Raw genomic sequence first — 11,893 nt, forward strand, 5'->3', positions numbered from 1 at the left:
GTTCTGCACGCGCCGCACACCCCGCCCGGCCGGGCCCCGGCCGCGGCGGGGTTCGCGCGTCCCCCACGGCGTCCGCGCGCACGGGGTGTCTAGAGTCGCGGCATGAGTGATGAAGCCTTCAGTACGTGGCTGCGCGCCCAGTGCGCCGAGGAATGGGAGGCGGTGGCCGGGCACCCGTTCGCCGCCGCCATCACGACCGGCACCGCCGACATGCGGCACTACCTGGAGCAGGACTTCCTGTTCGTCGACTCCTTCACCGCCCTGCTCGGGGCGGCCGTCGCGAGCGCGGACACGTTCGCGGCCCGCGTGCCGTACGGGAAATTCCTGGGACAGGTCGCCACCACGGAGGAGAAGACCTATTTCCACCGGGCGCTGGCGGAGCTGAACGGCAGCACCGACGCGGCGCCGGAGCCGGTCACGGCCGAGTTCCGCGCGCTGATGGACGAGGTCAGGACCGCGCAGGACTATCCGCTGATCGTGGCTGTGCTGTGCGTGGCGGAGTGGAGCTATCTCGACTGGGCGGCGCGGGCGCAGGAGCCGCTGCCGGAGGGGTTCGTGCACCGGGAGTGGATCGAGCTGCACGAAGGGGCGGACTTCCGCGCCTGGGTGGGGTTCCTAAGGGGGGAGCTCGACCGGCTCGGGCCCGAGCTCGGTGAGCGGCGCCGGTACGAGGTGCTCGCGGTCTTCCGGCGGGCGGTCTCCCTGGAACGGCGCTTCTTCGACATGGCTAGCGCGTGAGCGGCGCCAGGTCCGCGATGCCCCGGTAGTGGATGCCGGTCATGCCGATCGCCCGGGCGCCCTCGACGTTCTCCAGCCGGTCGTCGATGAACAGGCAGCGCCCGGGCGCCACCCCGGCCTGTTCGGCGGCGATCTCGTAGATGCGCCGGTCGGGCTTGGCGTGGCCGACCTTGGCGCTGCTGACCACGGCGTCGGCGAAGTAGGTGAGGCCGAGCCGGTCGAGGTGGGCGTCGAGGCTGTCCATGGCGTTGGTGACGATGATCAGCGGCATCCGCTCCTGGACCTTGGCCAGCACCGCCCTCACCTCCTCGTCGACCCAGAACGGCACCTCGGCGAACTCCTCCACGGCCTGCCTGGCTCTCTCGTGGCCGCCCAGCTCGGCGGCGACGGCCTCGACCCACTGCCGCTCGGTGATCCGGCCCAGCGTGGCGGGCAGGATGAGGTCGGACCGGAACGCGGTCTTGATCAGGGGCAGGCCGTAGCGGGCCTCGATGTCGGCCTGGGCGGCCTCGTCGAAGATCCGGAGGACTCCATCGAGGTCGCTCAGTACCGCGTCAAAGGTCGTCACAACCAACCATTGTGCCGTGCCAGCTGGGCCGCTTCGATCCGGTTCCTGGTGTGGGTCTTGCCGATGGCCGAGGACAGGTGGTTGCGTACCGTGCTCTCCGACAGGTGCAGCCGGGCGGCCACGTCGGCGATGGTGGCGCCGTCGAGCGCGGCGGCCAGCACGTCGCGCTCGCGGTCGGTGAGCGGGCTCGGCCCGGCGTGCAGGGCGGCGGCGGCCAGCGCCGGGTCGACGATCCGCTCCCCCGCCACCGCCCGCCTGATCGCCGCGGCCAGTTCTTCCACCGGCCCGTCCTTGACCAGGAAGCCGGCGGCGCCCGCCTCCATCGCCCTGCGCAGGTACCCGGGCCGGGCGAAGGTGGTCAGGACCAGCACCGCGCAGCCGGGCAGCGCCGCCCGCAGCTCGGGCAGGACCTCCAGCCCGCTGCGGCCGGGCAGCTCGACGTCCAGCAGCGCCACGTCCGGCGCGTGCTCCAGGGCCGCCGCGACGATCTCCGGGCCCGTCGGCACCTGGGCCACGATCTCCAGGTCGTCCTCCAGGCCGAGCAGGAGCGCCAGGGCGTCGCGCATCATGCCCTGGTCCTCGGCGATCAGCACGCGCACGGTCATGGGTCCACGCTAGTTCCAGAACGCCAGCCGGTGTTCGGCGGCGTAGTCGATGGGGCGGATCCTGCCCGGCTCCAGCGACAGGGTGCCGCCCTTGAGCTTGGGCCAGGCGGGCAGGCCGGCGCCGTTCGGGTCACCGGTGCGGGCGAAGTTCGTCCAGTAGGAGAGCATCTGGCCGGAGAGCTTCTTCTGGGCCGGGCTCAGCTTCGCGCCCTTCTCGGGAAACAGGTACGGCAGGTCGCCCGCGTGGTAGGCGCCCAGGTCGAAGTCGGCCTTGATGGGCAGGAACATCGGCGCGTCCCGGTCGGCGAACTCGAAGCCGTAGACAGGGGTCCGCCTGGCCAGCAGGGTGTTCTGGGCGTGGGTGCCGCGGGCCCACACGCGGTCGGTCATGACGGCGGCCCAGGCCACGGCGGGCTTGCCGTACCTCTTGAGCGGGTATTCCTTGGCGACCTCGGCCGTGCGCTCGCCGAACGTCTCCTTCAGTGCCCGCGGGTAGGCGATCTTGCCGCGCATGGCGGCGAAGATGCGGTGCTCGTCCTTGGTGGCGCCGGCCAGCACGGGCACGCGGTGGAAGCGGCCCTTCTCGATGGCCTTGGAGGGGATCTCGGGCAGGACGGCGTTGCCGTAGGCGTAGGACTGGAAGACGTTCATGATCTGCGGGACGGAGAGGATCTTCTTCACCGGCAGCCCCTTGAGGCAGGCCAGGTCGGCGCAGCCGAGCTGCTTGGCGTAGATCTGGCCGACCGCCTCGATCTGGGCCGCCGGGCGCCAGGCGTAGGACGGCTGGGCCTCCAGGCCGGGGATCATGCTGCCCGCCGGCATGTCCATCATGGTCTCGCCGCTCTGCATGGCGGCCCGCTGGAACAGGCCCTTGGCGCCCGGCGAGGTGAGGTGGCCGCCGATGGCCAGCGCGCCGAACGAGATGCCGAACACCGTGACGTTGCCGGGGTCACCGCCGAAGGCCGCCGCGTTGCGGCGTACCCAGCGCAGCGCCTCCTGCTGGTCCTGCAGGCCGTAGGTGCCGCCGTCGCGCAGGCCCGGGTAGCCGAACCCGCTGAACACCCCGAGCCGGTAGTTGATCGTGACGACGACCGCGTCCCCCGCGGCGGCGATCGCCCTGGCGTTGGAGTAGTGGCCGGCGCCGAGCGCGCCGTCGCCGTGGATCCACACCATGACCGGCCGCTTGGCCCCCTTCCTGGCCGGGGTGGTGACGTTCAGGAACAGGCAGTCCTCGTTCTCACTGGTGATCTTGGCGTAGTCGGACCCGACCTGCGGGCACGGGCTGCCCGGTTTGGTGGCGTCCTGGACGCCCTTCCAGGCCGCGGTGGGTCTCGGGGAGTCCCAGCGCGGCGCGGTGGCGTAGCGGATCCCCTCGAACAGGCGGTGCTGCCCGTCCTCCTTCCCGCGCACCGCGCCCTTGTCGGTGGTGACGACCGTGTCGGTGGCGGCCGCCGTGCGCGCGTCGGCGCATCCGGTCAGCAGTACGGCTGCCGCGAGCAGAATCTTCATGCGTCCAACGGTGCCGATCTCCGCCCCTGCCCCGGAAGGAACGTCGATCCAGGATCGCCCAGGACAAATGTCCTGCCGCTCGAAGCGATGTCGGCGTTCGGCACTACCATCTCCGTCGATGGGCGTGAATGATCTGCGGCTGCCACAGGAGCTGCGCCAGCTGTTCACCGACGGCGGCATGGGGCGCACCCTGGCCGTCGGCATGCCCGCGGGCGAGCTGGTCTGGCCCGATCCGGGGTTCGCCCGGAAGGCCGCCAGGCCGGCGTTCTGGATGAGCGAGGAGCCCGTCGGCGGCGCGCTGTGGTCGGCCTTCCGCGCCGAGCACGCCCGCAGCGGCTTATGGCCGGTGCTGCTCGACGAGTCGGCCCAGGCGTGGGCGGCGGGCCACGTGGTGCCCGACGACGCCGGTCAGATCGAGCACTTCACCGCCGAGGGCTTCATGGCCGAGGTCTGGCAGGAGTGGGTGGCGCAGATGCCGTCCGAGGCGCTGAGCGAGCTGGAGCCCTTCGGGGCGCTCTGCCCGGGGCTGGCGCCGCCCGGCGTGCTGGTGGCCGAGCCCGGCGCGGTCGCCGACTGGTACGCGGGCGAACTGGCGGTGCGCGGCATGCCGATGGGCCTGGCCGCGGTCGACCGGGGCGCCGACGCGCTGGCCGTCATGGGCTGGCAGGGCGCGCTGCACCACAACGAGTGGATGGTCCCGCTGGCCGCCGTGATCCGCAGCTGGGAGGACCGCTTCGGCGCCCGTGTGGTGAGCTTAGGCTTCAACACCCTCGAACTCAGCGTGGCCGCGCCGCCCGGGGACGTCGAGCATGCCCTGCACGTGGCGGCCGAGCACTGGACCTTCTGCCCGGACAACGTGGTGCAGGGGGCCGGCGACCTGATCGGCTACGCGGAGCAGCTGGTCGGCGGCCATGCCTGGTCGTTCTGGTGGGACTGACCCCAGGGGCCTCTCCTCCTTCCTGCCGGCCGGGGGTACGGCGGGCGCCGCACCCCCGGCCGGTGTTCAGTGCAAGACGGCGAGCGCCCCGTAGTTGCCCGAGGACTCCGGTGGAATGGGGCCGCAATGGTCGTCAGGACGCCATTGCGAGACCCACGCCAGGCCGGGGTCGACCAGGTCGAGGCCGTCCAGGACGGCTGCCAGGCGTTCGCGGTCGCGGGTCGCGTAGCCGGGCAGGGTCATGGCGATCAGGTCGTAGACGGCGGGCAGCAACTCGGCGGGTATGCCGTCAAGGGTGGCCTGGAGGAGCCCCAGATGGCTGCCGGGTGGCCCGGCCTGTCCGAGGCGTTTGAGCACATATCTGAACTCCTCGTCGTCCAGGATGCTGTGTCCTGAGACGACCAGGATGCCCACCGGCCGATCCCAGTCGATGAACGTGCTCACGATCCGGTCGCCGAGCAACGCGTCGATCTCCCGGGCCTCTCCTTCGACGACGCGCACCAGGTCGGTGATCGGTTCGATAGTCGCGTGCGCGTTGGCCAGGATCATCGGGTCGGATTCGGCGTAGACCACGCGAGCGCTGGGGGTGAGCGGATGAGCTCGGGCGACGTCGTGGAGGAGGCGTCCGGCCGGCAGGCCGCCGGGGACGCCGCTGCCGATCACCAGGTGCTGGTCGGTTCCCACCGACGACAGATAGCGGATGACTCGGGCCAGGAAGGCGTGGACTTCCCTGGCGGCGGTTGCGCTCACGGCGGCGGCGCTGTCGTAGCGTCGGACGGCGTCTCGGTCAGCGAAGAAGTTGTTCTTTCCTCCGGCTGCCGCGTCTAGGACTCGGGTCGGCGTGGCTTTCTCTGTTACGAGATTGGCCAGGTTTCGGATGGCGCGTTGACGCATTGAGTGTGGGCCCTTTCCCCTCGCCACAAACAATCACGGGAAAGTTGGCACCTGACCCCACGCGGTGACCGAAGTCAATAATGATCCATAATCGCCGTGGTCTGGCAATAGCTATTTCGGGAAATACTTCTTTTTTGTTTGGGCGTCCGGAGAGGCCTCGGAAAACCCCTGGTAGAAGCCCTCTCAGCGCGGGCCCGGCCCATACCGGACAGGCCTGTTTACGCGGGCCCCGCACCGGACAAGCGCGGCGGCCCCCTCCGGCGCCCCGGCGGACCCCCTGCCCGAAACCCGGCCCGACGACGCACACAGCGTGATCAGGGGCCGAGGCGCTGGCGGTGGGCGTAGAGCAGGTCGAGCGTCTCGTCGCGGGTCGTGGTGATCACCGAGAGCTTGGCGAACGCCTGATGGTAGACCTCGATCGAGGTCGTGTCGGTGACCAGCTCGTCGGACTCGATCCAGTGGGCGCAGGCCAGGTCCGGCTCGTACGGCTCGGCGAACCGCCACAACGTGAACGGCCCGGTCCGCGGCAGGTACGCCGGGTCGGTGATCGGCGCGATGTGGATCGACACGTTGGGCCGCTTGGCGTGCTGGATCAGCGCGTCGAGCTGCGCCGCCTGAATGTCCTCCCCGGCGATCGAGCGCATGAGGGCGCTCTCGTCGACCACGGCCCAGAAGACGGGCCCGTCGGGCCTGGTCAGCAGCGCCTGCCGGGTCAGCAGCACCTGGACGGCGTCGTCGACGGAGGTCAGGCCGGGCGTGGCCAGGCCGGCCACCTGGATGGCGGCCCTGGCGTAGAGCTCGGTCTGCAGCAGGGGCGGGACGATCTGGGTCTGGTAGGTCCTGATGACCGAGGCCCGCTCCTCCAGCGCGTAGGCGGTGGCCGCCAGCGGCGAGACGGTGCTGGCGTCGTACCAGGACGGCTCGCGTTCGCCTCTGGCCAGCGTCATCAGGTGCTCGCGCAGGTGCGGGGCGGCCACGCCGTACAGGGAGAGCATGCGGGCGACGGTCGCGGGCGCGGGGGCGAGCTTGCCCTCCTCGATCGCGGCGACGGCGGCCACGCCGCGGCCGAGCGCGAACTCCACGTCGGCGGGCGACATGCGGGCTGCCACCCGCAGGCCGCGCAGGCGGTCGGCGAGCGCGGTCACGGCGATGTCGCTCAGCCTGGCGGCGTCGGGCAGGTCGTTGGTCGCGGTTCTGGCGGGCAGGCCCTCGGCGCGGCGGGCGATGTCGACGACGTCGCGCAGCAGGTCGAGCGAGCCCTCGGACAGGCCCGAGGCGGAGGCGCCGATCGCGGCGGCGCGCAGCTGCAGGTCCTGCATGGCTCCGGACTCCAGATAGTCCTCACCGAGGAGCCACCCGACACTCACCTGAAGGTAACTGGCCAGGGCCTGGAGCACCTGCAGCGTCGGGTTGGTCTGCTTGCCCGTGCGCAGCTGGCTGACGTAGGCCCGGGTGATCGGGATGCCGGCGGTCGTCAGGGCGGCGGCCACCTGAGCACCCGTGTATCCGCGCTTGCTCAGCGCGTGATCGAGTCGCTCAGCGAAATTTGCCACCAAACCTCCCGTCGGGAGCGGACTGACCACAGCGTAAAGGAAGGCCCCCTGACCTGCGTAATCTTCCCATGACGAAAGTGACAGTTGACACGCTAGAACACATCTGAGCACTATCAAAACCGTATCTGATAACTGCCACTTAACAACGAGAGGTGGCCGGGTCGTGATCCAGGGCAGCTCGTGGTTCGTCAGAGACCAGACCGGACAGGGCGCGCAGGCCCTCGCCATCCAGCAGATCTGCGTTCGGATAGCCGGTCCTGAAGCCCGGATACGCACCGCCGACCTGCCCTTGGGCGGCGTCCAGGTGTGGGCGGAGCCCGATTCGTGCGCTCATGACCGGCTCTGGGCCGTCCACCACCGGATGGCCCGCGAGATCGGCCTGGCCGGATGGCACACCGAGGTCGGCTCCGACCGGCTGCTCGTGCTCGGCTGGAGCGCGCCCGCGCTCGACCACCGCGCCCGTGTGCTGCGCAACGCGCTGGAACACCGGCTCGACGACCATGAAAGGACCGCCTCGCTGGCGCTCAGGACCGCCGCCCGGCTGCTGTGCCACCCCGGCGCCGACCCGGCCGACATCGCCGCGCAGACCCTGGACCGCGTGGCGCGGGACCTGCGCTGGCCGGCCAGGCTCGCCGTACTCGGGGAACTGGAACGCACCTCCACCGTCGAACCGCTCAGGATCAGGCTCGCCCAGGTGACCGGCCTCGAGGAACGTGTGCGCCGGCGCTGCGCCGAACACCTGGACATCGCCCTGCGGGCCATCCGCACCCTGGCGGGACTCTCCGCCCCGCCCCCGGAACCGCAACCCGAGACCCGCCTGGTGGGCACCGCGGAGCGCCTGGTCGCTGCGACCGTTCCCAATCGGAGTCCCCAATGACGCTCACGCCCATCCGTGAGCACGTCACGCTCCCGCCGGCGGCCAAGAAGGCCGCCGAGAAGAAACCCAGGAAGCGGCGGCGCCCGCACCGCCACCGCGCCCGCCGTGGCTACGTCCTGCTGCGCCTGGTCGCCGCCGGCGCCGTCGTGGCGATCATGGCGGACAGCACGGCGACGACGCTGGCCGTACCGCTGCTGAGCGCCGATCCCATGACGGCGGGGCTGCCCCTCGCCGAGATCACGTGGGTGAGCACGGGGAACTTCGCGGCGGTCGCCGCGCTGCTGGCGACGGCGGGCCGCTTCGCCGACCTGCTCGGCCGGCGCAGCGTGCTCGCGCTCGGCCTCCTGATCTACGGCCTCGGCGCCACCGCGGTGATCCTGGCGCCCGCCTGGCACATTCTGCTCGCCGGGCGGCTCGCAGAGGGCCTGGGCGCCGCGATGATGTTCCCCGCGTCGCTGGGGCTGCTGCTCGGCGAGCTCCCTCCCGCGCGCCGTGCCGGGGCGGTCGCGCTGTGGGGCGCGTCCTCCGGGATCGGCGCGCTCGCCCTGCAGGGCGGGGGTGGCTGGCTCATGGAGGCGTACGGCTGGCGCGGCCTGTACCTGCCCGGGGCGATCCTGGCGGGCCTGCTGCTGTGCCTCACCATCCGCCTGCCACGTTCCCGCGGCAGCAATCGCCGCATCCCCGACATACTCGGCGCCTTCGCCCTCGTCGGCGCCATCGCCAGCGCCGTGATCGCCGTCTCCCGCGGCGACGTGTGGGGCTGGACCTCCGACCGGACCCTGATCTGCGCCGGAGCGGCGGTGGTGCTGCTGGGCGCGGCACTGGCCACCTCGTGGCGGCACCCGGCCGGGGCGATCGACATGGGGTTGTGGCGGCGGCCCGGGTTCCTGTGGGGCGGCAGCGCGTCGTTCCTCTACGGCGCGCTGTCGTTCATCGTGCTCGCGACAGGTCCGCTCTACCTGCGCGAAAGCGGGTTCGACACCATACAGATCGGCTGGTGGCTGACGCCGATCTCGATCGCGATGATCGTGGCCAGCCCGATGGCCACGCTGGCCAGCCGCCGGCTCAGCCTCAACGGCGTCATCTACCTGGGCGCGCTGATCCTCGGCGGCGGCTGCGCCCTGCTGCTGGCCCAGCCGTCGCCCACGATGTGGAGCCTGCTGGGCGCGGTCCTGCTCGGCAGCGGCTTCGGCCTGCTGTCGACTGGAACGTTCACCGCGGGCACGATCGCCGCCGAACCGACCCAGTACGCGGCGGCGGTCGGCGCGATCAACACGGCCAGGATGCTCGGCGGCGCCATCGGCGTGGCCGCCGCCTCCGTGCTGATCGAGCACCCGTTCCTGAGCGGGCCCGCCCCGGGGTTCGCCTCCGTCTTCACCACCTGCCTCGGGATCACGGCGATCATCGGGACGGCCGCGCTGGTGCGGGTCGCCCGCGGGGCCGGCCGGACTCCCATGCCCGGAGTGCTCGCCCTCGAAGAGGAGGTGGCGATGCTGCGCCACCTGCTCGCCGAACTGCGCGCCAGCTTCATCCAGGTCCGTGCCGAGGCCGAGGAGGAGCTGGCCAGGTTCGGCATCCACGATCCGTCCGGAGTCCGGGTTGGCTGGCCACCTGGCGTCCCCGGGCAGCGGCAACCCTCTGACCAGCGCTGAACCCCCCGTAGGAGCACTCCATGCACGACGACGACGAACCCCGCCGGCCGTACCAGCACCCCTACCAGAACCCCGACGAGACGCCCACCGACGGCATGCCCGCGCTGTCGGCGGCGACCGCACGCACCGTCCACCGGCTGCGCCACATCCGACAGGTGTCCGACCTGGCCATCAACGTGATCGACCAGGCTCTGGAGCGCGCGTCGTGAGCGCCCGCCGCAAGCTCACCGTCACGGTGGAGCCGGGCTTCACCGGCGAGCAGCAGGACGAGCTGGCCGCGCGGATCGGCGGGGCGGCCCGCGAGGTGCTCGGCCGCGGCGCCCGGGTCGAGGTGGACGCCGAGCCCCCGATGGACGCCCGTGCCCGTCGCGAGGCGGCGATCCGCGCCGCGTCGTGGTCGGGCTGCTGATGACCGCCCCGACGCTGTTACCCCGGACCGCTCCGGTGCCCTCCTGGGGCAGCACGGTGCTCGTCATGGCACTGCGCAACCGGGCGGCCGTGGTCTGCGACGCGGAGCTGCGCCGCCTGTCCGCCCGCGTCCCGGAACTGGACGCCCGTGCCCGCGACGAGGTGGGCCGGACCGTCCAGCGGGTGGTGGACGCCTTCTTCGGCGGCGACCTCGGCCAGCGCGTGGCCCATGACGCGGGCCTGGCGGAGGCGCTGCGCGTGCTCTTCTCACTCGACCCCTCGGGAGGCAGATCGTGACCAGAGTGGGTGTCGTGGTTCCGCCCGCCAACCCGGCGGTGGAGCCGGAGTTCGCGCGCCTGCTGGGCGCGCGGGCGGACCTGCACGTCACCCGCTTCCCCGTACGGCCCGGCCTGCAACTGGCCGAACGCCTGGACGCCTACAACGAGGCGCTGCCCGCCATGATCCGCTCGTTCGGCGGCCTGCCGCTCGACGCCCTGGTCATGGCCTGCAGCGGCTCGCGCTACCTGCTCGGCCCCGAGCTCGACCGGCGCCGCTGCGAAGAGCTCAGCGCCGAGTTCGGCCTGCCGGTCGCCTCGGCCACCGAGGCCACCCGGCGGGCGCTGGAACACCTGGGCACGCGGGAGATCACGCTGGTCTCGCCGTACCAGCCGTGGCTGACCGACCACGCCGACCGGTACTGGTCGGCGGCCGGGGTGCGGGTGTCCAGGGTGATCCCGGTCAAGGCGGGCGAGCGCTTCGCGCCGTACGAGGTGACCACGGAAGAACTCGTCGGCCAGATCGAGCGGGCCAGGGCGGCCCCCGACGCGGTCCTGTTGCTGACCGGCACCGGCATGCCCACGCTCCGCGCGATCGGCAAGCTGGCAGAGGACAACGAACGGGTCGTGCTGACCTCCAACCTGTGCGGCGCGTGGTGGGCGCTGACCAGCGCGGGCCAGCAGGTCATGCTCGGCCGCAGGAAACACCGTGACGGCGAGCGGGTGCCGACGTGAGCGCCGTGATCGTGGCCGGAGCCGGCCCGGTCGGGCTGGCCGCGGCGCTCACGCTGGCGAGGGCGGATGTGCCGGTGCTCGTGCTGGAGCGCGAGCCGGCGCTCGGCACCCGTTCGCGCGCCTCCACCATCCATCCGGCCACGCTCGACCTGCTCGACGAGCTCGGTGTCGCGGCCGGCCTCGTCGCGCGCGGCGTGGTCGTGGACCGGGTGCAGTGGCGCGACCTTTCCGGCGCGGTGCTGGCGGAGATGCGGATGGCGGGCCTGGCCGGGCTCACCGCGCACCCGTTCCGCCTGCACGCCGAGCAGGCGGCGCTCACGCCGTTGCTGCTGGGCGAGCTCGGCGCGTACGCGCACGCCGAGGTCCGGTTCGGGGCCCCGGTCGAGGCGGTGGCTCTCACGGGCACCGCCGTACGGGTCAGGACCGGGGGCGGCTGGGAGCGCGCCCGCTACCTGATCGGCGCCGACGGGGCGCACAGCACCGTCAGGTCGCTGCTCGGCCTGCCGTTCCCCCAGTCCGGCTACCCCACCCAGGCGCTGCGCGTCTTCACGGGCTCGCGCCTGGAAGAGATGCTGCCGGGCCTGGCCTCGCTCACCTACGTCCGCGATCCGGCCCAGTCGTGCAGCCTGCTCCGCCTGCCCGACCACTGGCGGATCATCCTCAGGCTCGCGCCCCGGGAGGCCATTCCCGGCCGGGTGGCGGGTCTGGCCCTCACCGACCTGAACATCCTCGGCACACACCGCTACGACCTGGCCAGCGGTGTGCTCGCCTCCTTCCGGCACGGCCGGGTGCTGTTCGCCGGTGACGCCGCGCACGTCACCTCCACCGCCGGCGGCCTCAACATGAACGCCGGCATCCACGACGCGGTCGACCTCGGCAGAACACTCGCCGGCGTACTCGGGGGACACCAGCCGCCTGCCGCGCTGGAGAGCTGGGCGCGCCGCCGCCGCGCCGTCCTCGTCGACCACGTCATCCCGGCCAGCGAGGCCAGGGTCGCAGGGGTGCAGGACGGCGACGCCGCCCGGCTGCCCGCCGCCATGGCCGCGCTGCGCGCGATCGCCGCCGACGGCGAGGCCACCCGGGCCTACCTGGCCAAGGCCTCCATGCTCGACACCGTCCCCCTTCCCGTGAGGCACACCTGA

14 protein-coding genes are annotated in these 11,893 nt (G+C 72.2%); 9 read left to right on the forward strand and 5 right to left on the reverse strand.

Annotated features, from left to right (window positions below; translation table 11 throughout):
* The first annotated feature begins 102 nt into the window (after positions 1-102).
* Complete coding sequence (locus ACIBHY_RS17875) at positions 103-738, forward strand: TenA family protein (RefSeq protein ID WP_397307222.1); 636 nt, start codon at positions 103-105, stop codon at positions 736-738.
* On the opposite strand, the gene ACIBHY_RS17880 is transcribed toward ACIBHY_RS17875, so the two are convergent.
* Genes ACIBHY_RS17880 through ACIBHY_RS17890 form a run of 3 tightly spaced genes read right to left on the reverse strand, consistent with a single transcriptional unit; the run spans position 728 to position 3,420 of the window.
* On the reverse strand, positions 728-1,306 hold the full coding sequence (locus tag ACIBHY_RS17880; RefSeq protein WP_397307223.1) for an HAD family hydrolase: 579 nt from the start codon (positions 1,304-1,306) through the stop codon (positions 728-730). The genes ACIBHY_RS17875 and ACIBHY_RS17880 overlap by 11 nt on opposite strands.
* Entirely contained in the window at positions 1,303-1,911 is a 609-nt protein-coding gene (locus ACIBHY_RS17885) for a response regulator (protein WP_397242162.1), read from the reverse strand. The genes ACIBHY_RS17880 and ACIBHY_RS17885 overlap by 4 nt, the downstream gene beginning before the upstream one ends.
* Before the next feature lie 9 nt (positions 1,912-1,920).
* Positions 1,921-3,420: a carboxylesterase/lipase family protein gene (locus ACIBHY_RS17890; RefSeq protein WP_397307225.1), complete on the reverse strand. Its 1,500-nt coding sequence runs from the start codon at positions 3,418-3,420 to the stop codon at positions 1,921-1,923.
* Between the two features lie 118 nt (positions 3,421-3,538).
* On the opposite strand from ACIBHY_RS17890, the gene ACIBHY_RS17895 reads away from it, so the two are divergent.
* Positions 3,539-4,357 (forward strand): DUF4253 domain-containing protein, encoded by an 819-nt coding sequence (locus tag ACIBHY_RS17895; RefSeq protein WP_397307226.1) that lies wholly within the window; start codon positions 3,539-3,541, stop codon positions 4,355-4,357.
* 66 nt (positions 4,358-4,423) lie between these two features.
* Here ACIBHY_RS17895 and ACIBHY_RS17900 read toward each other — a convergent pair whose 3' ends face one another.
* Together ACIBHY_RS17900 and ACIBHY_RS17905 are read right to left on the reverse strand one after the other, a co-directional pair.
* On the reverse strand, positions 4,424-5,251 hold the full coding sequence (locus tag ACIBHY_RS17900; RefSeq protein WP_397242156.1) for an SAM-dependent methyltransferase: 828 nt from the start codon (positions 5,249-5,251) through the stop codon (positions 4,424-4,426).
* 314 nt (positions 5,252-5,565) lie between these two features.
* The gene (locus ACIBHY_RS17905) at positions 5,566-6,804 is read right to left on the reverse strand and encodes a Scr1 family TA system antitoxin-like transcriptional regulator (RefSeq protein WP_397242154.1); all 1,239 of its coding nucleotides are present in this window, start codon (positions 6,802-6,804) and stop codon (positions 5,566-5,568) included.
* Positions 6,805-6,967: 163 nt separating this feature from the next.
* Here ACIBHY_RS17905 and ACIBHY_RS17910 point away from each other — a divergent pair, with 163 nt between their 5' ends.
* The 7 genes from ACIBHY_RS17910 (at position 6,968) to ACIBHY_RS17940 (ending at position 11,893) form a co-directional block, all read left to right on the forward strand.
* On the forward strand, positions 6,968-7,681 hold the full coding sequence (locus tag ACIBHY_RS17910; protein WP_397242152.1) for a hypothetical protein: 714 nt from the start codon (positions 6,968-6,970) through the stop codon (positions 7,679-7,681).
* Positions 7,678-9,333 (forward strand): MFS transporter, encoded by a 1,656-nt coding sequence (locus ACIBHY_RS17915; RefSeq protein WP_397242150.1) that lies wholly within the window; start codon positions 7,678-7,680, stop codon positions 9,331-9,333. The genes ACIBHY_RS17910 and ACIBHY_RS17915 overlap by 4 nt, the downstream gene beginning before the upstream one ends.
* A gap of 20 nt (positions 9,334-9,353) precedes the next feature.
* Entirely contained in the window at positions 9,354-9,542 is a 189-nt protein-coding gene (locus tag ACIBHY_RS17920; RefSeq protein WP_184974744.1) for a hypothetical protein, read from the forward strand.
* Positions 9,539-9,742 (forward strand): hypothetical protein, encoded by a 204-nt coding sequence (locus tag ACIBHY_RS17925; protein WP_379609609.1) that lies wholly within the window; start codon positions 9,539-9,541, stop codon positions 9,740-9,742. The genes ACIBHY_RS17920 and ACIBHY_RS17925 overlap by 4 nt, the downstream gene beginning before the upstream one ends.
* A 65-nt stretch (positions 9,743-9,807) precedes the next feature.
* Complete coding sequence (locus ACIBHY_RS17930) at positions 9,808-10,038, forward strand: hypothetical protein (RefSeq protein ID WP_397242148.1); 231 nt, start codon at positions 9,808-9,810, stop codon at positions 10,036-10,038.
* Positions 10,035-10,751: a hypothetical protein gene (locus ACIBHY_RS17935; RefSeq protein ID WP_397307227.1), complete on the forward strand. Its 717-nt coding sequence runs from the start codon at positions 10,035-10,037 to the stop codon at positions 10,749-10,751. The genes ACIBHY_RS17930 and ACIBHY_RS17935 overlap by 4 nt, the downstream gene beginning before the upstream one ends.
* The gene (locus ACIBHY_RS17940; RefSeq protein ID WP_397242144.1) at positions 10,748-11,893 is read left to right on the forward strand and encodes an FAD-dependent oxidoreductase; all 1,146 of its coding nucleotides are present in this window, start codon (positions 10,748-10,750) and stop codon (positions 11,891-11,893) included. The genes ACIBHY_RS17935 and ACIBHY_RS17940 overlap by 4 nt, the downstream gene beginning before the upstream one ends.

Source organism: Nonomuraea sp. NPDC050547 (genome assembly GCF_044457345.1).
In the GTDB taxonomy this organism is placed as follows: Bacteria; Actinomycetota; Actinomycetes; order Streptosporangiales; family Streptosporangiaceae; genus Nonomuraea.